The sequence below is a fragment of the Streptomyces nigra genome (genome assembly GCF_003074055.1).
Classification (GTDB): Bacteria; Actinomycetota; Actinomycetes; order Streptomycetales; family Streptomycetaceae; genus Streptomyces; species Streptomyces nigra.
Map to the genome: position 1 here is coordinate 2,614,442 of NZ_CP029043.1, position 19,596 is coordinate 2,634,037.

The following is a 19,596-nucleotide window of genomic DNA, read 5'->3' on the forward strand; positions in this document are numbered from 1 at the left end:
CTCCCCCATTCGGCTCAGGAGAGTGCACTCGGGGTCGACCATTGGGCCTATTGGCGGCACTGAGTGCCGCCAACCTGCCATCCTGCCCCCTGTCTTGCCCATCTGGAAGTGGTCTGTGACCTTCGCGACTCATTTGATCGATCATTTTTTTCGCGAGCTGACGAAAGTCCTGGTCACGGGGGGCTGTGTGCGGGGGCCGGACGGCGGGGTTCAGCCACCCGTGAGTCCGCTCGCGGGTCCGCCCGCCGTCCCGCCCGCGAGGCGGAAGTCGAGGGCCGTGCAGCGGCGTCCCGCCGACACCGTGCGCACCGCCTGGCCGATCGCCTTGCGCGAACCCACGAGGACGACCAGACGCTTGGCGCGGGTCACCGCCGTGTACAGCAGGTTCCGCTGGAGCATCATCCATGCTCCGGTCGTGACGGGGATCACGACGGCGGGATACTCGCTGCCCTGGGAGCGGTGGATCGTGACCGCGTACGCGTGCGCCAGCTCGTCCAGCTCGTCGAAGTCGTACGGCACCTCCTCGTCCTCGTCCGTCAGCACCGTCAGGCGCTGGTCGACCGGGTCGAGCGAGGTGACCACGCCCACGGTGCCGTTGAAGACGCCGTTCTCCCCCTTCTCGTAATTGTTGCGGATCTGCGTGACCTTGTCGCCGACACGGAAGACGCGACCGCCGAAGCGCTTCTCCGGCAGGTCGGGGCGGCCGGGTGTGACCGCCTGCTGGAGCAGGCCGTTGAGCGTGCCGGCGCCGGCCGGGCCGCGGTGCATGGGCGCCAGCACCTGCACGTCCCGGCGCGGGTCGAGGCCGAACTTGGCCGGGATGCGGCGGGCCGCCACGTCCACGGTGAGCCGGCCGGCCTCCTCGGTGTCGTCCTCCACGAAGAGGAAGAAGTCCTTCATGCCGTCGGTGACCGGGTGCTGCCCGGCGTTGATCCGGTGCGCGTTGGTCACCACGCCTGACTGCTGGGCCTGTCGGAACACGCGCGTGAGGCGCACGGCCGGGACGGGGCCGCCGTCGGCGAGGAGATCCCTGAGCACCTCGCCGGCGCCGACGCTGGGGAGCTGGTCGACGTCCCCGACGAACAGCAGGTGGGCGCCCGGCGGTACGGCCTTGACCAGCTTGTTCGCCAGCAGCAGGTCCAGCATGGACGCCTCGTCGACGACGACCAGATCGGCGTCCAGCGGGCGGTCCCGGTCGTACGCCGCGTCGCCGCCCGGCTTGAGCTCCAGGAGCCGGTGGACGGTGGACGCCTCGGCGCCGGTCAGCTCGGCGAGGCGCTTGGCCGCGCGGCCGGTCGGCGCGGCGAGCACCACCTTCGCCTTCCTGGCGCGGGCCAGCTCCACGATCGAGCGGACCGTGAAGGACTTGCCGCAGCCCGGGCCGCCGGTCAGGACGGCGACCTTCCGGGTCAGGGCCAGCTTCACGGCGGCCTCCTGCTCGGGGGCGAGGTCGGCGCCGGTACGGCTTCTGAGCCAGCCCAGCGCCTTGTCCCAGTCCACGTCCCCGAACCCCGGCATCCGGTCCTCGTCGGTCCGCAGCAGCCGCAACAGCTGCGCGGACAGGGACAGTTCCGCCCGGTGGAACGGCACCAGGTAGACGGCCGTCACGGGCTCGTCGGCGCCGTCGGGGCCCGGCACCCTCTCCCGTACGACACCGGGGTCGGAGCCGTCCTCGGGGATCTGCGCGAGCTCGGCCAGGCAGTCGATGACGAGGCCGGTGTCGACCTGGAGGAGCTTGACCGCGTCCTTGATCAGCTGCTCCTCGGGGAGGTAGCAGTTGCCCTGGTCGGTGGCCTGGGACAGGGCGTACTGCAGACCGGCCTTGACCCGCTCCGGGCTGTCGTGCGGAATGCCGACGGACTGGGCGATCCGGTCGGCGGTGAGGAAGCCGATGCCCCAGACGTCGGCGGCGAGGCGGTACGGCTCGTTCTTCACGACGGAGATGGAGGCGTCCCCGTACTTCTTGTAGATCCGCACGGCGATGGAGGTGGACACCTCCACGGTCTGGAGGAACAGCATGACCTCCTTGATCGCCTTCTGCTCCTCCCAGGCCTCGGCGATCTTCTTCGTCCGCTTGGGCCCGAGCCCGGGGACCTCGATGAGCCGCTTGGGCTCCTCCTCGATGATCCGCAGCGTGTCCACGCCGAAGTGCTGGGTGATCCGGTCGGCGAAGACGGGCCCGATGCCCTTCACCAGCCCCGAGCCGAGGTAGCGCCGGATGCCCTGCACGGTGGCGGGCAGCACGGTCGTGTAGTTCTCGACGTGGAACTGCTTGCCGTACTGCGGGTGCGAGCCCCAGCGGCCCTCCATCCGCAGGGACTCCCCCACCTGCGCGCCGAGCAGCGCCCCGACGACGGTCAGCAGGTCACCGGCGCCGCGGCCGGTGTCGACACGGGCGACCGTGTAGCCGTTCTCCTCGTTGGCGTAGGTGATGCGCTCCAGCACACCTTCGAGCGTGGCAAGCCGCCGCTCCCCGGCGTCCGGTCCGGACTGGTTGGCCATGATCCGACGGTACCGGTGGGGTGTGACAGTGGGGGCACCTCAGCGCCGCTTGAGGTCTTCGACGAACGCGGAGAATGCGGTGCTGGGGAAGGTGAGGGTGGCCCGGTGGGGGGCCTTGGAGTCGCGGACGGCCACATGTGTGGGTGAGTTGGCGATCTCCACGCACTCGTTGCCGTCGCCCGGGCCTGAGTAGGACGACTTGTGCCAGTTGTCCATGGGGTCTACAGCTCCTTCGCGAGAGCGTGGATCAGGTCACGTGTCCGCCCAGGGGCGAGCGACGCACCTTCCACCTTATGGAAGCTCGTTCGATAGGTGTTGAGTTGAGCCTCGGAATCGATGAAGTTGGAGCCATGCAGGGCGTCGCGAACCACGGTGTCCAGCTTGGGCAACGGCCCTCCCGCGTACGTCATCGTGCTGGACGCCATGGCGAAGCCGTCCAAGTCGAACGGGATGGCACGCAAGGTGATGTGCGGTGCCTCCGACAGCTCCAGAAGGCGGGCGAGTTGTGCTCTTGAGGTCGCCCTGTCGCTGACTCGGATGCGGAGTGCCGCCTCATGGATCACCGCCTCGTAGGGGATGTCGAACTGCTGGCGCGCCTTCCGGTGCTCGATGCGCAGCTCCAGTTCCTCGGGCGTCAGTTCGGGGAGCCGGGACGAGAAGACTGCGCGCGAGTAGTCCTCGGTCTGCAGAAGTCCTGGCACGTACAGGATGGCCACATGGCGGAGGAAGCAAGCATGATGCTCCAGCTCCGACAGATCCAGGAACGACGTCGGCAGGAGTCCGCGGTACTCCTCCCACCAGCCCCGTGTTCGGTCCGTCGCCATCGCCACCAGTGCGTCTACGAACTCCTCGTCCGTGCAGGCGTAGTGCGCGGCCAGCCGGCGTAGCCGCTGCTCGCTCACGCCTGACAGGCCCGACTCGATCTGGCTGATCTGGACGTTGCTCACGCCCAGCATGGCCGCGGCCTGCCGGGCCGTGAGACCCGCCGCCTCGCGGAGTTTCCGCAGCTCCGTCGCAAGGCGAAGCTGCCGCGCCGTCGGTTCGCGCCTCGTTGGCATGGAACGCTCCTCGACTCCCAACGCGCCCGGCGACGCGACTCGTTCGGGGTCAGATTACGCGACCGACTTGTCGCGCCGAAACTTTAAGGCCTACCTTCAGTGACGTAACAGCCACGCTGCGCTCCGGAAGCGCACCGCCCCGTCATGCCCTGACGGGTGCGGCAATGACACCGGGGCTCGCCCCCGACCACCCCTCACCGAGACGGACTTCCGCATGCCCGAAAGTGCCCCCTGGGAGTACTCCCTCCACCTCCCCAACGACCTCCGTGCCGTCACCGTCAGTCGTCGCACCCTGCGGCTGATCCTGACCATGCACGGGCTCATCGGACTCGTGGACGTCGCCGAACTGCTCGCCGCCGAGCTGGTCTCCAACGCCGTACGGCACACCAAGGGCCCCGCCGCCCTCCGCGTCCGCTGGGCGCCGCCCGGCACCCTCCGCCTCGCGGCCTGGGACGCCGACCCCGAACCTCCGCGGCCCCCACGCGCGTTCGCGTACACCACCGACGACGAGGACGGGCGCGGTCTCGCCCTCGTGCGGGCCTGCGCCGATGTGTGGGGGTGGCAGCCCTCCGCCCGGGACGGCAACCGGGGCAAGTACGTCTGGTGCGAGCCGGCGGCGGGCTGACCCCCGTACGAAAACCAGGTGCCCGGCGCCGCAACGCGGCCGATGCTCGGCGTTTCGTCTCACACGAGGGAGAGCCGCTTGAGCCGACAGCTGGTGGACGCCGTCCAGGAGCTGTGCGCGGCCATCGCCGCGTTCGACTCCGCCTTCGCCGGGGAGTTGGTGGAGGGCGGGGCCGACCCCGAACCGGCACTGCCCGACGGGAACTGGGGCAACGGCCTTATCCGGCTCGCCGGCTGAGGACGCCCTCCACACCTTGCAGGAACGTCGCACACACCAGCTCCGGGTCGAACAGGCACCCTGCCGCCATCGCCCCGTCCCGCAGCATCACGACATGGCGCCCCGCCTCGTCGGCCGGCTCGTGGCCGGCCCGCGCCAGCAGCTCCGTCATCGTCTCCAGGAACCACTGCCGGTGGGCCAGCACCGCCTGGTGGACCGGGTGCGCCGGATCCGGGTACTCCGCCACCGCGTTGAGGAAGGCGCACCCCCGGAAGCCGGGCGAGCGGATGCCGTCGGCGATCGCGCCGGCCACCGCCCGGACCTCGTCCGCCGGGGACCCCGCGCCCTCGCGCGCCTTCGCCACCTGCGCCCGGATGCCCTCGTCGGCCACGCCCAGGTAGGCGAGGACCAGTTCCTCCTTGCCCGTGAAGTGCCGGTAGAGGGTCGCTCGGGTCACCTGCGCCTCGGCGATGATCCGGTCGACCCCGACCGAGTGGATGCCCTCGGCGTAGAAGATTTTCGTCGCCGTGCCGAGCAGCCGCGCCCGCGCCTCCGACACGCCACCCGACGTGCCCCGTTTCGCTGTGCCCTGACTCATGGCTCCGAGGCTACCAAGCGATGAGGGAGAACGTTCGGTCTTGACAGCCACCCCCGGCCGGGCCTTGGATGAGAGCCAAAGAGACCGAACGTTCTCCCTCACCTCTCGCCGCCCCACTCCCGCGAGCCCCCGAAAGGCCCTGCCATGGACACCACCGCCCTCGGCACATCACCCACAGCCACCGCCACCGCCGACCTCCGCCGCCTCTACCTCCTCCGCTTCGCCTTCGCCGCCATCTGGGCCGCCGCGCTCTTCGCGACCGCCGGTGAGCTGTCCCCCGCCTCCGCCGCGCTCCTCGTGATCTACCCCCTCTTCGACGTCGCCTGCGCCGTCGTCGATCTGCGCTCCGCCCGCGCGGCCGACGGCCCCGTACGGCAGCTCTACGTGAACATCGCGCTCAGCAGCCTCACCGCGATCGGCCTCGCCGTAGCCGCCACCTCCGGCATCCCGGCCGTGCTGCGCGTCTGGGGCGTATGGGCGATCACCGCCGGGCTGGTCCAGTTGCTCGTGGGGGTCTCTCGGCGCCGGATGGGCGGGCAGTGGGCCATGATCGCCAGTGGCGGGATCTCGACCCTCGCCGGTGCGTCGTTCTTCGGGCAGGCCGGTCAGGCCGATCCCGCTCTGGGCGCCCTCGCCGGATACGCCTTCCTCGGCGGGGTGTTCTTCCTCGTCTCCGCCCTGCGCCTGGGCCGTACCCGGCCGACCGCCTGACGCGGCGCGCCCGCCGCCCGACATACCCGACCCACCGCCCCACGCGCGCGGCCGGCCCGGCTCTCGGGTCGGCCACCCGCCGGTAAAGCTTTGGTTTCGGCCAACCATCGACTCTTGCTTCTGCTCGTGTAATCGATTCCAATTCCTCCGTGTAATCGATTCCACGAGGAGGTGGAACGGTCATGGCGAGCATCAAGGACGTCGCCGCCGAGGCAGGCGTATCCGTCGCCACGGTGTCGCGCGTCCTGAACGGGCATCCCTCCGTCAGCGAGGACGCCCGCCGGCGCGTGACCGCCGCCGTGACGGCCCTGGGCTACCGCCCGAACGCCGTCGCCCGGTCCCTGCGCACCGACCAGACCCGCACGCTCGGCCTGGTCATCAGCGATGTGCTGAACCCCTACTTCACCGAACTCGCCCGCTCCGTCGAGGAGGAGGCCCGGGCCCTCGGGTACAGCGTGATCATCGGCAACGCCGACGAGCGCCCCGACCTCCAGGACCACCACGTACGGACCCTGCTGGACCGCCGTATCGACGGGCTCCTCGTCTCCCCCACCGACGGCGGCTCCCCGCTGATGCTGGACGCCGCGCGCGCGGGGACGCCGATGGTCTTCGTGGACCGGTGGATCCCGGGCGTGGACGTGCCGGTCGTGCGCGCCGACGGACGGGAGGCCGTGCGGGACCTCGTGGCCCATCTGCACGCGCTCGGGCACCGCCGGCTCGCGATCATCGCGGGCCCCGCGGCCACCACCACCGGCCGCGAGCGCGTGGACGCCTTCCGTGAGGCGCTGGCCGACTTCGGGCTCGAACTCCCCGACGTCTACATAGGGCAGGGCGACTTCCAGGCCGAGAGCGGGCGCCGGGTCACCGAGGGCTTCCTCGACCTGCCCGAGCCGCCCGAGGTCGTCTTCGCCGCCGACAACCTGATGGTGCTCGGCGCGCTGGACGCCGTACGCGCGCGGGGCCTTCGCGTGCCCGACGACATCGCGCTCGCGGCGTTCGACGACATCCGCTGGTTCGTGCACACCGATCCGCCGATCACCGCCATCGCCCAGCCGACCGGCGAGCTGGGCCGGGCCGCCGTACGGGCCCTGATCGACCGGGTCGAGGGCCGGGCCGGCGCGTCCGTCACCCTGCCCGCCCGACTCGTGGTGCGCCGCTCCTGCGGCGCGCACCCCACCGCAGTGCAAAGGAGCACGTCGTGAGCGACCCCGAGGAGTTGCTGCGCATCGAGGGCATCCGGAAGACCTTCCCGGGCGTGGTCGCGCTGGACGGCGTCGACTTCGACCTGCGCCGGGGCGAGGTCCATGTGCTCCTCGGTGAGAACGGCGCCGGGAAGAGCACCCTCATCAAGATGCTCTCCGGCGCGTACACGCCCGACGCCGGGCGGATCCTGGCCGGCGGCGAGGAGGTGCGCATCCACGGGGCGCAGGACTCCGAGCGCCTCGGGATCGCCACGATCTACCAGGAGTTCAACCTGGTCCCCGATCTGACGGTCGCCGAGAACATCTTCCTGGGGCGGCAGCCGCGTCGGTTCGGGATGATCGACCGGGGCCGGATGGAGGCCGACGCCGAGGTCCTGCTGAAGCGGGTCGGCCTCAGCGTGTCGCCCCGCGCGCGGGTGCGTGAACTGGGCATCGCCCGGCTCCAGATGGTCGAGATCGCCAAGGCGCTCAGCCTGGACGCGCGCGTGCTCATCATGGACGAGCCGACCGCCGTGCTGACCTCCGAGGAGGTCGAGACGCTGTTCGCGATCGTGCGCCGGCTGCGCGAGGACGGCGTCGGCATCGTCTTCATCACCCACCACCTGGAGGAGATCGCCGCCCTCGGCGACCGGGTCACCGTCATCCGGGACGGGAAGAGCGTCGGGCAGGTGCCCGCCTCCACCCCGCAGGACGAGCTCGTGCGGCTGATGGTGGGCCGCTCCATCGAGCAGCAGTACCCGCGCGAACGGGCCGACGCCGGACCCGCGCTGCTCACCGTCGAGGGGCTCACCCGGGACGGCGTCTTCCACGACGTCGGCTTCGAGGTGCGCGCCGGAGAGGTGGTCGGCATCGCCGGGCTGGTCGGCGCGGGCCGTACCGAGGTCGTCCGGGCCGTCTTCGGGGCGGACCCGTACGACAAGGGCACCGTGAAGGTGGCGGGCGCGGCCCTGAAGGGGCACGACGTGAACGCCGCCATGGCGGCCGGGATCGGGCTGATCCCGGAGGACCGCAAGGGCCAGGGGCTGGTCCTCGACCAGTCCGTGGAGGAGAACCTCGGCCTGGTGACCCTGCGGGCCGCCACGCGCGCGGGGCTCGTCGACCGCAAGGGCCAGCAGGAGGCGGCCGCGCGGATCGCGAAGCAGCTGGGCGTGCGGATGGCCGGGCTCGGCCAGCATGTGCGCACCCTGTCCGGCGGCAACCAGCAGAAGGTCGTCATCGGCAAGTGGCTGCTCGCCGACACCAAGGTGCTGATCCTCGACGAGCCCACGCGCGGGATCGACGTCGGCGCCAAGGTCGAGATCTACCAGCTCATCAACGAACTCACCGCGAACGGCGCCGCCGTCCTCATGATCTCCAGCGACCTCCCGGAGGTGCTCGGCATGAGCGACCGGGTGCTGGTGATGGCCCAGGGCCGGATCGCGGGCGAACTGTCCGCCGACGAGGCCACCCAGGACTCCGTGATGGCACTCGCCGTCAGCAACCCCACGACCGACAAGGAGGCCGCTCGTGGCCACTGACACGCTCAAGAGGAACCCGGGCGCCGGTGGCGCGACCGGCGGGCTGCGCCGCCTGCTCCTCGACAACGGCGCGCTCACCGCGCTGATCGTCCTGGTCATCGCCATGTCGGCGCTGTCGGGCGACTTCCTGACCACCGACAACCTGCTCAACGTCGGTGTGCAGGCGGCGGTGACCGCCGTCCTCGCCTTCGGCGTCACCTTCGTCATCGTCTCGGCCGGCATCGACCTGTCCGTGGGATCGGTGGCGGCCCTGTCGGCCACCGTGCTGGCCTGGTCCGCCACCTCGCACGGGGTGCCGGTCGTCATAGCGGTGCTCCTGGCGGTGGCCACCGGTATCGCGGCCGGACTCGTCAACGGCTTCCTCATCGCCTACGGCAAACTCCCGCCGTTCATCGCGACGCTCGCGATGCTGTCGGTGGCCCGCGGTCTGTCGCTGGTGATCTCCGAGGGCTCGCCGATCCCGTTCCCGGACTCGGTCTCGCACCTCGGTGACACGCTCGGCGGCTGGCTGCCGGTGCCGGTCCTCGTGATGATCGTCATGGGTCTGATCGCCGCGTTCGTGCTGGGCCGCACCTACATCGGCCGCTCGATGTACGCCATCGGCGGCAACGAGGAGGCCGCGCGCCTGTCCGGCCTGCGGGTGAAGAAGCAGAAGCTCGCCATCTACGCGCTGTCCGGCGTGTTCGCCGCCGTCGCCGGTGTCGTACTGGCCTCGCGGCTGTCGTCCGCGCAGCCGCAGGCAGCCGACGGCTACGAGCTGGACGCGATCGCCGCGGTCGTCATCGGCGGCGCCTCCCTCGCGGGCGGCACCGGCAAGGCGTCCGGCACCCTGATCGGCGCGCTGATCCTGGCCGTGCTGCGCAACGGCCTGAACCTGCTGAACGTCTCCGCGTTCTGGCAGCAGGTCGTCATCGGTGTCGTCATCGCGCTGGCCGTGCTCTTCGACACGCTGCGCCGCAAGGCGGGCGCCACCCCGCTCGCCGCGGGCACCGGCTCGGGCGGCGGAAAGGGCAAGCAGGCGGGGACGTACGCGCTCGCGGCCGTCGTCACCGTGGCGATCGTCGGCGCGACCTCGTTCCTGCACGACGGCTCGAAGGCGTCGGACCAGCGGATCGGGCTGTCGCTGTCGACGCTCAACAACCCGTTCTTCGTGCAGATCCGGGCCGGTGCCCAGGCCGAGGCGAAGAAGCTGGGCGTGGACCTCACCGTGACGGACGCCCAGAACGACGCCTCGCAGCAGGCCAACCAGCTGCAGAACTTCACCAGTTCGGGCGTCGGGGCGATCGTCGTCAACCCGGTGGACTCCGACGCGGCGAGCAACTCCGTGAACGCCGCCGACAAGGCCGGCATCCCGGTCGTCGCCGTCGACCGCGGGGTCAACAACGCGAAGACCGCCACGCTGGTCGCCTCGGACAACGTGGCCGGCGGTGAGCTGGCCGCCAAGTCGATCGCCGAGAAGCTGGGCGGCGAGGGCAGGATCGTGATCCTGCAGGGCCAGGCCGGCACCTCCGCCGCCCGTGAGCGCGCCCAGGGCTTCGCCCAGGGCCTCAAGGCCTTCCCCGGCATCAAGGTCGTCGCCCAGCAGCCCGCCGACTTCGACCGCACCAAGGGCCTCGACGTGATGTCGAACCTGCTCCAGGCGCACCCGGACGTCCAGGGCGTCATCGCCGCCAACGACGAGATGGCGCTCGGCGCGATCAAGGCGCTGGGGTCGAAGGCCGGGAAGTCGGTGTCGGTGGTCGGCTTCGACGGCACCCCGGACGGGCTGAAGGCCGTCGAGAACGGGTCGCTGTACGCGTCCGTCGCCCAGCAGCCGAGCCAGCTCGGGAAGATCGCCGTGGACAACGCCCTCAAGGCCCTCGACGGCGACAAGGTCCAGCAGACGGTGAAGGTCCCGGTGAAGGTGGTCACGAAGGACAACGTGGCCGGCTTCAAGGGCTGACATCGGCCGAACGGCCCACGGGTGGGCGGTCGTTGCCGGAGCATGGATCCGGTGGCGGCCGCCCGTCCCGGCGTCATCACGGAGACCGGAGCACACGGGGACCGGAAGCACACGGGGACCACGGGCACACGGGGACCGGAAGCACACGGGGACCGGATTCAGGGGAGCAACCTCATGTACGACTACGACCTGCTGGTCGTGGGGTCGGCCAACGCCGACCTGGTGATCGGTGTGGAGCGCCGGCCCGGCGCCGGCGAGACCGTGCTCGGCACCGATCTCGCCGTCCACCCGGGCGGCAAGGGCGCCAACCAGGCCGTCGCGGCGGCCCGCCTCGGCGCCCGTACGGCCCTGCTCGCGCGGGTCGGCGACGACGCGTACGGCCGGCTGCTGCTGGACTCGCAGCGCGCGGCCGGCGTGGACACGGTGGGCGTGCTGGTGGGCGGGGCGCCGACCGGCGTCGCGCTGATCACCGTGGACCCGTCCGGCGACAACAGCATCGTTGTCTCGCCCGGCGCCAACGGGCGGCTCACCCCGGCCGACGTCCGGGCCGCCGCGAGCCTGTTCCAGGCGTCGCGGGTGGTCTCGACGCAGCTGGAGATCCCGCTGGAGACGGTGGCGGAGGTGGTGCGCGACCTCGCCGACGGCAGCCGGTTCGTGCTCAACCCGTCCCCGCCGCAGCCGCTTCCGGCGGACATCCTGGCGGCATGCGACCCGCTCATCGTCAACGAGCACGAGGCGCGGGTGATCCTCGGGGACGCGGCGGTCGGCGACTCCCCCGAGGACTGGGCGCGGATCCTGCTCGCCAAGGGACCCCGCTCGGTCGTCGTGACGCTCGGCGCCGAGGGCGCGCTGGTGGCCTCCGCCGAGGGGGTCACGCGCGTGCCGTCGGTGGCGGTGGACGCGGTGGACACGACCGGCGCGGGCGACGCGTTCACGGCGGCGCTGGCCTGGCGGCTGGGCACGGGCGCCACCCTGGCCGAGGCGGCGGCGTACGCGGCCCGGGTCGGCGCGGCGGCGGTGACCCGGGAGGGCGCGCAGGAGTCGTTCCCGACGGCGGCGGAGGTCGAGGCGCTGTGAAGCGGGCCGGAATACTGAACCGCCATCTCGCGGGCGCGCTGGCCGAGCTGGGCCATGGCGACGGGGTCCTCGTCTGTGACGTGGGGATGCCGATCCCGGACGGGCCGCGGGTCGTGGACCTGGCGTTCCGGGCCGGGGTGCCGTCGTTCGCCGAGGTGCTGGACGGGCTGCTGGAAGAGCTGGTGGTGGAGGGCGCGACGGCGGCCAAGGAGGTCCGGGACGCGAACCCCGAGGCGGCGGCCCTGCTCGACCGGACGTGTCCCGCGCTGGAGCTGGTCCCGCACGAGCGGCTCAAGGAGCTGTCGGCGGGCGCGCGGCTGGTGGTGCGGACCGGCGAGGCCCGGCCGTACGCGAACGTGCTGCTGCGCTGCGGCGTCTTTTTCTGAAGCGGCGACCGCTGATTCGGCTGCGGAGACGTTTCGAGGGGCCCGGTCCGTCGACCGGGCCCCTCGCGTCCCTCCCGTCAGAACCCCCGCGATCCCCCCAGATCCCCCTCCAAAGGTCCTGACGCGAAGTACGACCCGCGAGGTGCGGGGAGGGTTGCACGGCTCGCCGATATTTTTTTCGCCGTCTTCCGGGCCCGCCCTCGGCATGCCGTTCCACCTGGGCGGACGTAGCGTTTGAGATATGCAGGAGCTGGACGAGAACCCCCTCGTGTCCCTCCAGGACGACGTGCTCGACGAGCTCGGCGACGAGGCGGTCGGGGACATCGCGAGACTGCTGGGGACGGACGAGACCGGGGCGCGGCAGGTGATCTGCACGACGGTCGCGGCGCTGTCCGACGAGGCGGAGACGGTCGCCACCCCGCACGACGCCCCGCTGACCGGGGTGGCCACCGTGGGCGGTCCCGCGACCGGCGGTCTGATGGCCGGCCTGCTCGCCGCGGAGGCGGGCCCGCTGACCACCGCGGTGGCCGCCAGGACGGGGCTGCCCCGGCCGGCCGTGTCCCGGACGGTGGGCGCGGTGGTCCCGGCGGTCCTGACGGCGCTGAACCGGCGGGCGGCGAGGCGGTAGGCCGCGGTCCCGCGCGACGCCGGCACCGGACGGCCGGTGCCGACGTCAGGGGCGTACGTGTGCCTCGAAGGACGGGGCTGTGCCTCAGAGGGCGTGCCTGTGTCTCGGAGAGCGTGCCTGTCTCAGAGGGCGTGCCCGTTGAAGCGGTCCACGGTCTCCGCCAGTACCTCATGGCCGTCGCGGGCCCACAGGGCGTCGTTGAACAGCTCCACCTCGATGGGCCCGGTGTAGCCGGCCGCCTCCACATGGGCCCGCCACTCCCGCAGGTCGATCGCGCCGTCACCGAGCTGGCCCCGGCCGTTGAGGACGCCGGCGGGCAGCGGGGTGACCCAGTCGGCGAGCTGGAAGGTGTGGATCCGGCCGCCCGCGCCGGCCCGGGCGATCTGCGCGGGCGCGTCGTCGTCCCACCACACGTGGTACGTGTCGACGGCGACGCCGACCTGCCGGGCCGGGAAGCGTTCCGCGAGGTCAAGGGCCTGGGCCAGCGTCGACACCACACAGCGGTCGGCGGCGAACATCGGGTGCAGCGGCTCGACGGCGAGCCGTACGCCGTGCGCCTCGGCATACGGCCCGAGCTCGGCCAGCGCGTCGGCGATCCGCTCCCGGGCGCCCCGCAGGTCCCGGGAGCCGGCGGGCAGTCCGCCGGAGACCAGCACCAGGACGTCGGTGCCGAGCGTGGCCGCCTCGTCGACGGCCCGCCGGTTGTCGTCCAGGGCGCGGGCCCGCTCGGCCGGGTCGATGGCGGTGAGGAAGCCGCCCCGGCACAGCGTGGTGACCGCCAGTCCGGCGTCCCGCACGAGCTTGGCGGCGGCCTCCACGCCGTACTCCTGGACGGGCTCGCGCCACAGGCCGACGGCCGGGACACCCAGGTCGGCACAGGCGGCGACGAGGTCGGGGAGCGGGAGCTGCCTGACGGTCATCTGGTTGAGGGAGAAGCGCGCGAGGTCCCCGGTCACCGGTGCACCCCGTACAGGCTCAGCAGGTTCCTCATCCGTTCCTCCGCGAGTTTCGGGTCCGGGAACAGGCCCAGGGTGTCGGCGAGTTCGTAGGCGCGGGCGAAGTGCGGCAGGGAGCGCGCCGACTGGAGCCCGCCGACCATCGTGAAGTGGCTCTGGTGGCCCGCGAGCCAGGCCAGGAAGACCACGCCGGTCTTGTAGAAGCGGGTGGGCGCCTGGAAGAGGTGGCGGGAGAGTTCGACCGTCGGGTCGAGGAGGGCGCGGAAGCCCTCGTGGTCCCCGGTGTCCAGGATCCGCACCGCCTGCGCGGCCAGCGGGCCGAGCGGGTCGAAGATGCCGAGCAGGGCGTGGCTGAAGCCCTGCTCGTCGCCTGCGATCAGCTCGGGGTAGTGGAAGTCGTCGCCGGTGTAGCAGCGCACGCCCTTCGGGAGGCGGCGGCGGATCTCGACCTCGCGCCGCGCTTCGAGCAGCGAGACCTTGATGCCGTCGACCTTGTCGGGATGGGCGGCGATGACGTCGAGGAAGGTGTCCGTGGCGGCGTCCAGGTCGGACGAGCCCCAGTAGCCCTCCAGAGTCGGATCGAACATGGGGCCGAGCCAGTGGAGGATCACCGGCTCGGCGGCCTGGCGGAGCAGATGCCCGTAGACCTCCAGGTGGTCCTCGGGGCCGCGCGCGGTGGCGGCGAGGGCGCGGGACGCCATGAGGATGGCCTGCGCCCCTGACTCCTCGACGACCGCGAGCTGCTCCTCGTACGCGGCGCGGACCTCGGCAAGGGTCGCCGGACCCCCGGTGAGCTGGTCGGTGCCCACCCCGCAGGCGATCCGGCCGCCGGACGCCTTCGCCTCGGCGGCGCTGCGGCGGATCAGCTCGGCCGCGCCCGCCCAGTCCAGGCCCATGCCGCGCTGGGCGGTGTCCATCGCCTCGGCGACGCCGAGCCCGTGCGCCCAGAGATGGCGGCGGAAGGCGAGGGTGGCGTCCCAGTCGACGGCCGCGGGCGAGTCGGGGGTGGTGTCGGCGTACGGGTCGGCGACGACGTGGGCTGCGGAGAAGACCGTACGGGAGGTGAAGGGGGCGCCGGGCGTGAGGGTGAGGGGCTCGGTGCGGGGTTCGTAGGCGCGCAGGGCGCCGTGCGCGTCGGGCAGGCGGAGGGTCACAGGGCGATCTCCGGTACGTCGAGACGGCGGCCCTCGGCGGAGGACTTGAGGCCCAGTTCGGCGAGCTGGACGCCACGGGCGCCGGCGAGGAGGTCCCAGTGGTAGGGGGCGCCGGCGTGGACGTGCTTGAGGAACAGCTCCTACTGGGCCTTGAAGCCGTTGTCGAACTCGGCGTTGTCCGGGACCTCCTGCCACTGGTCGCGGAACACCTCGGTGGCGGGGATGTCCGGGTTCCAGACCGGCTTGGGGGTGGCGGAGCGGTGCTGGACGCGGCAGTTGCGCAGTCCTGCGACGGCGGAGCCCTCGGTGCCGTCGACCTGGAACTCGACCAGCTCGTCGCGGTGGACGCGGACCGCCCAGGAGGAGTTGATCTGGGCGATCGCGCCGCCCTCCAGTTCGAAGATGCCGTAGGCGGCGTCGTCGGCGGTGGCGTCGTAGGGCTTGCCGTTCTCGTCCCAGCGCTGCGGGACGTGGGTGGTGGCGAGGGCCTGCACGCTGGTGACCCGGCCGAAGAGCTCGTGGAGCACGTACTCCCAGTGCGGGAACATGTCGGTGACGATGCCGCCGCCGTCCTCGGCGCGGTAGTTCCAGGACGGGCGCTGCGCGTCCTGCCAGTCGCCCTCGAAGACCCAGTAGCCGAACTCGCCGCGCACGGACAGGATCCGGCCGAAGAAGCCGCCGTCGACGAGGCGCTTGAGTTTGCGCAGGCCCGGCAGGAAGAGCTTGTCCTGGACGACGCCGTGCCGGACGCCGGCGGCGGTCGCGAGCCGGGCGAGTTCCAGGGCGCCCGCGAGCCCGGTGGCGGTCGGCTTCTCGGTGTAGAGGTGCTTGCCCGCGGCGATGGCCTTGCGCAGGGCCTCCTCACGGGCGGAGGTCGCCTGGGCGTCGAAGTAGATGTCGACGGTCGGGTCCGCGAGGACCGCGTCGAGGTCGGTGGACCAGTGCTCCAGTCCGTGCTGTTCGGCGAGCGCTTTCAGGGCGTGCTCGCGGCGGCCGACCAGGACCGGTTCCGGCCACAGCACGGTGCCGTCGCCCAGGTCGAGGCCGCCCTGTTCGCGGAGGGCCAGGATCGAGCGGACCAGGTGCTGGCGGTGACCCATCCGCCCGGTCACACCGTTCATGGCGATACGCACCGTCTTGCGTGTCACGTCGTTCCCTTCGTAGGTGCCGAACACGGCGTCCGTACGCGTTCCTCGCGCGGGTGCGCGCGCTGCGTACACCGCCCCTCTCGGAGCGTCACTGCAAGCGCTTTCTACACGAGGCTGAAGCTAGCCCCCGAGCAGCACCGGAGACAAGACCGTGACGGGGTTGAGTTGTTCGAGGGGACGAACAACGGGGGTGGTTGGCCTTAAGGTCTGCTCGACACACACGGAACCGCGGCCGCGATCGGCCTGTCTACGAGGGGGCGGCCCGGGCACGGGCGGCCCCAGGGGGGTTCCACGACACATGCGCGACCGGAGGACGACGAGATGACGGTGACCCTGGCGGACGTGGCGGCCCGCGCCCAGGTCTCGCCCGCGACGGTGTCGCGCGTACTGAACGGCAACTATCCCGTCGCCGCCTCGACCCGGGAACGGGTGCTGCGCGCGGTGGACGAGCTGGACTACGTGCTGAACGGCCCCGCCAGCTCGCTGGCCGCCGCCACCTCCGACCTCGTCGGCATCCTCGTCAACGACATCGCCGACCCGTTCTTCGGGATCATGGCCAGCGCCATCCAGTCGGAGATCGGCGGCCCCGGCGGCCGGGCCGGCGGCGAGCGGCTCGCGGTCGTCTGCAACACGGGCGGCTCGCCGGAACGCGAACTGACCTATCTCACCCTGCTGCAGCGGCAACGGGCGGCCGCGGTGGTGCTGACCGGCGGTGCCGTGGAGAGCGCGCCGCACGCCGAGGCCGTCGCGGCGAAGCTGCGCAAGCTGTCGGACGCCGGGACCCGGGTGGTGCTGTGCGGACGGCCGCCCGCACCGGACACCGGGGCGATCGCGCTGGCCTTCGACAACCGCGGGGGCGCCCGCGAGCTGACGGAACATCTGGTCGGACTCGGGCACCGGCGGCTCGGGTACATCGCGGGACCGCAGGAGCGCACGACCACCCGGCACCGGCTGGAGGGGCACCGGGCCGCGCTGGAGGCGCACGGCATACCGGTGGACGACCGGCTGACCGTGCACGGCCGCTACGACCGGCAGTCCGGCTACGAGGCCACGCTGGAACTGCTGCGGCGCGACCCGTCCCTGACGGCCGTGGTCGCCGCGAACGACTCCGTCGCGCTGGGCGCCTGCGCGGCGCTGCGCGACGCGGGTCTGCGCACCCCGGACGACGTCTCGGTGGCCGGCTTCGACGACCTGCCGTTCGGCATCGACGCTGCGCCCTCCCTCACGACGGTCCGCCTCCCGCTCTCCGAGGCGGGCGCCCGCGCGGGCCGGATCGCCATGGGCCGCGAGGAGCCGCCGCCCGGCGGCATGGCGACCATCCGGGGCGAGCTGATGGTCCGGGGGTCCTCGGGGGTGCCCCGGGGCTGAGACCCACCCGGCGTGCGGCCGGATGTGTGGACCTCGTTTCCCTGGCAAGGTGAGGTACATGAAGCTGGCGTTCTCCACCCTCGGCGTCCCCGGTCTCCCCCTCCCCGACGTGCTGCGGCTCGCGAGCGCGCACGGCTACCACGGCGTGGAGCTGCGCGCCCACCCCGAGGAGCCGGTGCATCCGGGCCTCGGCCCCGGCGAACGGAGGGACGTGGCCGCCGAGTTCAAGGCGGCCGGCGTGGAGCCGCTGGGCGTCGCCGGGTACACGAGGATCGCCGCGCCCGGCGACGACGGGCCGGTCATCGAGGAGGTGCGCACACTCGTCGACCTCGCCCACGACATCGGCGCGCCCTACGTGCGGATCTTCCCCGGCGCCGACCCCGAGCAGACGTCCGAGGCCACCGACGCGATCGCCGCGCGGCGGCTCGGCACGGCGGCTGAGTACGCCGCGGACATGGGGGTCGGCGTCCTGCTGGAGACCCACGACTCGCACCGGGCGGCCGCCGACGCGATGCGCGTGCTGGGCCTGGTGGGGCACCGCAACGTCGGGGCGCTGTGGGACGTCATGCACACCTGGCTGGCCGGTGAGCAGCCCGCGGAGAGCTACGCGGCGCTCGCACCCCATCTGGGCTACGTCCAGGTCAAGGACATCGCCGGCGCCGACGACACCACGCCGCTGCCGCTCGGCGCCGGGGTGCTGCCGCTCGCCGAGTGCGTCGAGGTCCTGTCCCGGCACGGCTGGGACGGCTGGCTGTGCTGGGAGTACGAGAAGCGCTGGTACGAGGACGCCGCCCCGCTGGAAGGCCTGCTCGACGGCGGCCGGGAGCATCTGTCGCGGCTGCTGAACGAGTCCGCGTAGGCGGGACGGGCGCCGGGCCCTGATACGGCACGGGCCCGATACGGCACCGACCGCGATATTCGGTGGCCGGGCTTCGAGGGGCGCTATAACGTACCCCCTCGTGCCTGAACCCGCCCCCCACCCCGTCCCGCCGTCATGAGCCTCACGCGTGCCCTGATCGACGTGGGGCCGCTGCGCGGCTCGCCCGTCTTCCGGCGGCTGTGGATCGGGCGGACGGTGTCCGTGCTCGGCGGCTTCATGACCATGGTCACGGTGCTGTACCAGGTCTGGGACATGACCCACAGCGCGGTCTGGAGCGGCGCGGTCGGTCTCGCGCAGGTCATCCCCATGGTCATGGTGGGGCTGCTCGCCGGATCGTGGGTGGACCGGGGCGACCGGCGCCGGATCTATCTGATCGCCACCGTCGGCCAGGCGGTCTGCGCGCTGCTGCTGGCGGTGCAGGGCTTCACCGGCGGGGTGCCGGTGGCCGGGGTCCTCGTGCTCGTCGCGGCGAGCTCCTGCTTCGGGGCGATCGGCGGCCCGGCGGCCGGGGTGTTCGTACCGCGGCTGCTGCCGAAGGAGCAGGTGGCCGCGGGGCTCGCCCTCAACCAGGTGTCCGGCCAGGCGATGATGCTGCTCGGCCCGGCCCTCGGCGGGCTGTTCCTCGGCTGGTTCGGCGTCGGCGCCTGCTATCTGCTCGACGCGCTGACCTTCGCTTGCGCCTTCTACGGGGCCTTCGGGCTGCCCGCGCTGCCGCCGGAGGGCGAGCCGTCGCGGGCCGGTGTGCGGGGCGTCCTGGACGGGGTGCGCTTTCTGACCGGGCACCGTGTGGTGCGCGGCGCCCTCATCACGGATCTGGCCGCCACGGTGCTGGCGATGCCGGTCAGCCTCTTCCCGCTCGTCAACGCGGAGCGGTTCGGCGGCGATCCGCGCACCCTCGGCCTGTTCATGTCGGCCTTGGCGCTCGGCGGGGTCACGGCGACGGCACTGTCGGGTCCGGTCACGCGGCTGGGCCGGCCGGGCCTGGTGATGCTGTGCGGGGCCGGCACGTGGGGTGTGGCGCTGACCCTGTTCGGCCTGGTGAGCGACCCGTGGACGGGGCTCGCGCTGCTGGCGGTGGCGGGCGGCGCCGACTCCCTGTCGGTGGTCTCCCGGGTCACGATCGTCCAGACGCGGACCCCGGACGCCCTGCTGGGCAGGGTCACCGCCGCCGAGCAGATCGTCGGTCAGGGCGGCCCGCACCTCGGCAATCTGCGCGGCGGACTGGTCGCGGGCTGGACGTCCGGGGCGACCGCCCTCGTCCTCGGCGGCCTGCTGTGCGTCCTCGCGGTGACGTACGTCGGCACGACCACACCGGAACTGCGGGACGGCACTCCCACGGAGGACCAGTAGGACCCCACCCGTCACCCCCGTCCCGACTTCGCGTCCGGTGCCCGCTGCCGGGAACCCAGCCCCTCCCCCGGTCGTCCAAAGCGCAAGCTGCCGGAGAGTCACCGTGGCTCGGTGTCGGCCCTCGCTGCTGGCTGCGATCGCTGACCACCCTCTCCAGCCGTGCCACGGCCGGCAGCACGCCGTCATCGGCGCGCCCCCCTCCAACTGCGCCGATGGCGGCCCTCTTCGGTTACGGTCCATTCCCTTGACTGGCAGAAACTTCCCGGATATTGGTGACT

The 19,596-nt window shown here is 72.2% G+C and carries 18 protein-coding genes and 1 pseudogene; 12 read left to right on the forward strand and 7 right to left on the reverse strand.

Going from position 1 to position 19,596, the window contains the following annotated elements; all coding sequences use genetic code 11:
* Positions 1-210 precede the first annotated feature (210 nt).
* From recD2 to DC008_RS12085, 3 genes are read right to left on the reverse strand one after another with little or no spacing between them, the layout of a single operon-like run.
* Positions 211-2,502: an SF1B family DNA helicase RecD2 gene (recD2, locus tag DC008_RS12075; RefSeq protein WP_108706979.1), complete on the reverse strand. Its 2,292-nt coding sequence runs from the start codon at positions 2,500-2,502 to the stop codon at positions 211-213.
* 39 nt (positions 2,503-2,541) lie between these two features.
* Positions 2,542-2,718, reverse strand: a complete 177-nt coding sequence (locus DC008_RS12080; RefSeq protein ID WP_108706980.1) for a DUF397 domain-containing protein — start codon at positions 2,716-2,718, stop codon at positions 2,542-2,544.
* Positions 2,719-2,723: 5 nt separating this feature from the next.
* Positions 2,724-3,560: a helix-turn-helix domain-containing protein gene (locus DC008_RS12085; RefSeq protein ID WP_108706981.1), complete on the reverse strand. Its 837-nt coding sequence runs from the start codon at positions 3,558-3,560 to the stop codon at positions 2,724-2,726.
* 214 nt (positions 3,561-3,774) lie between these two features.
* Here DC008_RS12085 and DC008_RS12090 point away from each other — a divergent pair, with 214 nt between their 5' ends.
* The gene (locus DC008_RS12090; protein ID WP_108706982.1) at positions 3,775-4,185 is read left to right on the forward strand and encodes an ATP-binding protein; all 411 of its coding nucleotides are present in this window, start codon (positions 3,775-3,777) and stop codon (positions 4,183-4,185) included.
* A gap of 78 nt (positions 4,186-4,263) precedes the next feature.
* Positions 4,264-4,422 (forward strand): hypothetical protein, encoded by a 159-nt coding sequence (locus DC008_RS35420; RefSeq protein WP_164492296.1) that lies wholly within the window; start codon positions 4,264-4,266, stop codon positions 4,420-4,422.
* Here DC008_RS35420 and DC008_RS12095 read toward each other — a convergent pair.
* A complete protein-coding gene (locus DC008_RS12095; protein WP_108706983.1) occupies positions 4,403-4,999 on the reverse strand; it encodes a TetR/AcrR family transcriptional regulator in 597 nt (198 codons plus the stop codon). The genes DC008_RS35420 and DC008_RS12095 overlap by 20 nt on opposite strands.
* 144 nt (positions 5,000-5,143) lie before the next feature.
* Here DC008_RS12095 and DC008_RS12100 point away from each other — a divergent pair, with 144 nt between their 5' ends.
* The 7 genes from DC008_RS12100 to DC008_RS12130 all read left to right on the forward strand — a co-directional run bounded on the left by DC008_RS12100 (position 5,144) and on the right by DC008_RS12130 (position 12,462).
* Positions 5,144-5,710 (forward strand): hypothetical protein, encoded by a 567-nt coding sequence (locus DC008_RS12100; RefSeq protein ID WP_108706984.1) that lies wholly within the window; start codon positions 5,144-5,146, stop codon positions 5,708-5,710.
* A gap of 182 nt (positions 5,711-5,892) precedes the next feature.
* Entirely contained in the window at positions 5,893-6,912 is a 1,020-nt protein-coding gene (locus DC008_RS12105; RefSeq protein WP_108706985.1) for a LacI family DNA-binding transcriptional regulator, read from the forward strand.
* Complete coding sequence (locus DC008_RS12110) at positions 6,909-8,429, forward strand: sugar ABC transporter ATP-binding protein (protein ID WP_108706986.1); 1,521 nt, start codon at positions 6,909-6,911, stop codon at positions 8,427-8,429. The genes DC008_RS12105 and DC008_RS12110 overlap by 4 nt, the downstream gene beginning before the upstream one ends.
* Complete coding sequence (locus DC008_RS12115; protein ID WP_108706987.1) at positions 8,419-10,371, forward strand: ABC transporter permease/substrate-binding protein; 1,953 nt, start codon at positions 8,419-8,421, stop codon at positions 10,369-10,371. The genes DC008_RS12110 and DC008_RS12115 overlap by 11 nt, the downstream gene beginning before the upstream one ends.
* Before the next feature lie 174 nt (positions 10,372-10,545).
* Positions 10,546-11,448: a ribokinase gene (locus tag DC008_RS12120; RefSeq protein ID WP_108706988.1), complete on the forward strand. Its 903-nt coding sequence runs from the start codon at positions 10,546-10,548 to the stop codon at positions 11,446-11,448.
* Entirely contained in the window at positions 11,445-11,834 is a 390-nt protein-coding gene (gene rbsD, locus DC008_RS12125; protein WP_055623479.1) for a D-ribose pyranase, read from the forward strand. Before DC008_RS12120 ends, rbsD begins: the two co-directional genes overlap by 4 nt.
* 241 nt (positions 11,835-12,075) lie before the next feature.
* Positions 12,076-12,462, forward strand: a complete 387-nt coding sequence (locus DC008_RS12130; protein ID WP_108706989.1) for a DUF937 domain-containing protein — start codon at positions 12,076-12,078, stop codon at positions 12,460-12,462.
* Between the two features lie 122 nt (positions 12,463-12,584).
* On the opposite strand, the gene DC008_RS12135 is transcribed toward DC008_RS12130, so the two are convergent.
* The 3 genes and pseudogenes from DC008_RS12135 to DC008_RS12145 form a co-directional block, all read right to left on the reverse strand.
* Positions 12,585-13,382, reverse strand: coding sequence for a sugar phosphate isomerase/epimerase family protein (locus DC008_RS12135; protein WP_108710666.1), 798 nt, complete (start codon positions 13,380-13,382; stop codon positions 12,585-12,587).
* Positions 13,383-13,414: 32 nt separating this feature from the next.
* Positions 13,415-14,572, reverse strand: coding sequence for a dihydrodipicolinate synthase family protein (locus DC008_RS12140; RefSeq protein ID WP_108706990.1), 1,158 nt, complete (start codon positions 14,570-14,572; stop codon positions 13,415-13,417).
* Positions 14,569-15,720: pseudogene (locus DC008_RS12145) on the reverse strand (Gfo/Idh/MocA family protein). Before DC008_RS12145 ends, DC008_RS12140 begins: the two are co-directional and overlap by 4 nt.
* Positions 15,721-16,041: 321 nt before the next feature.
* On the opposite strand from DC008_RS12145, the gene DC008_RS12150 reads away from it, so the two are divergent.
* The 3 genes from DC008_RS12150 to DC008_RS12160 all read left to right on the forward strand — a co-directional run bounded on the left by DC008_RS12150 (position 16,042) and on the right by DC008_RS12160 (position 19,318).
* The gene (locus DC008_RS12150) at positions 16,042-17,088 is read left to right on the forward strand and encodes a LacI family DNA-binding transcriptional regulator (protein ID WP_108706991.1); all 1,047 of its coding nucleotides are present in this window, start codon (positions 16,042-16,044) and stop codon (positions 17,086-17,088) included.
* 58 nt (positions 17,089-17,146) lie between these two features.
* Positions 17,147-17,947: a sugar phosphate isomerase/epimerase family protein gene (locus DC008_RS12155; protein ID WP_108706992.1), complete on the forward strand. Its 801-nt coding sequence runs from the start codon at positions 17,147-17,149 to the stop codon at positions 17,945-17,947.
* 135 nt (positions 17,948-18,082) lie between these two features.
* Positions 18,083-19,318 (forward strand): MFS transporter, encoded by a 1,236-nt coding sequence (locus DC008_RS12160; RefSeq protein ID WP_108706993.1) that lies wholly within the window; start codon positions 18,083-18,085, stop codon positions 19,316-19,318.
* The last annotated feature ends 278 nt before the right edge of the window (positions 19,319-19,596 follow it).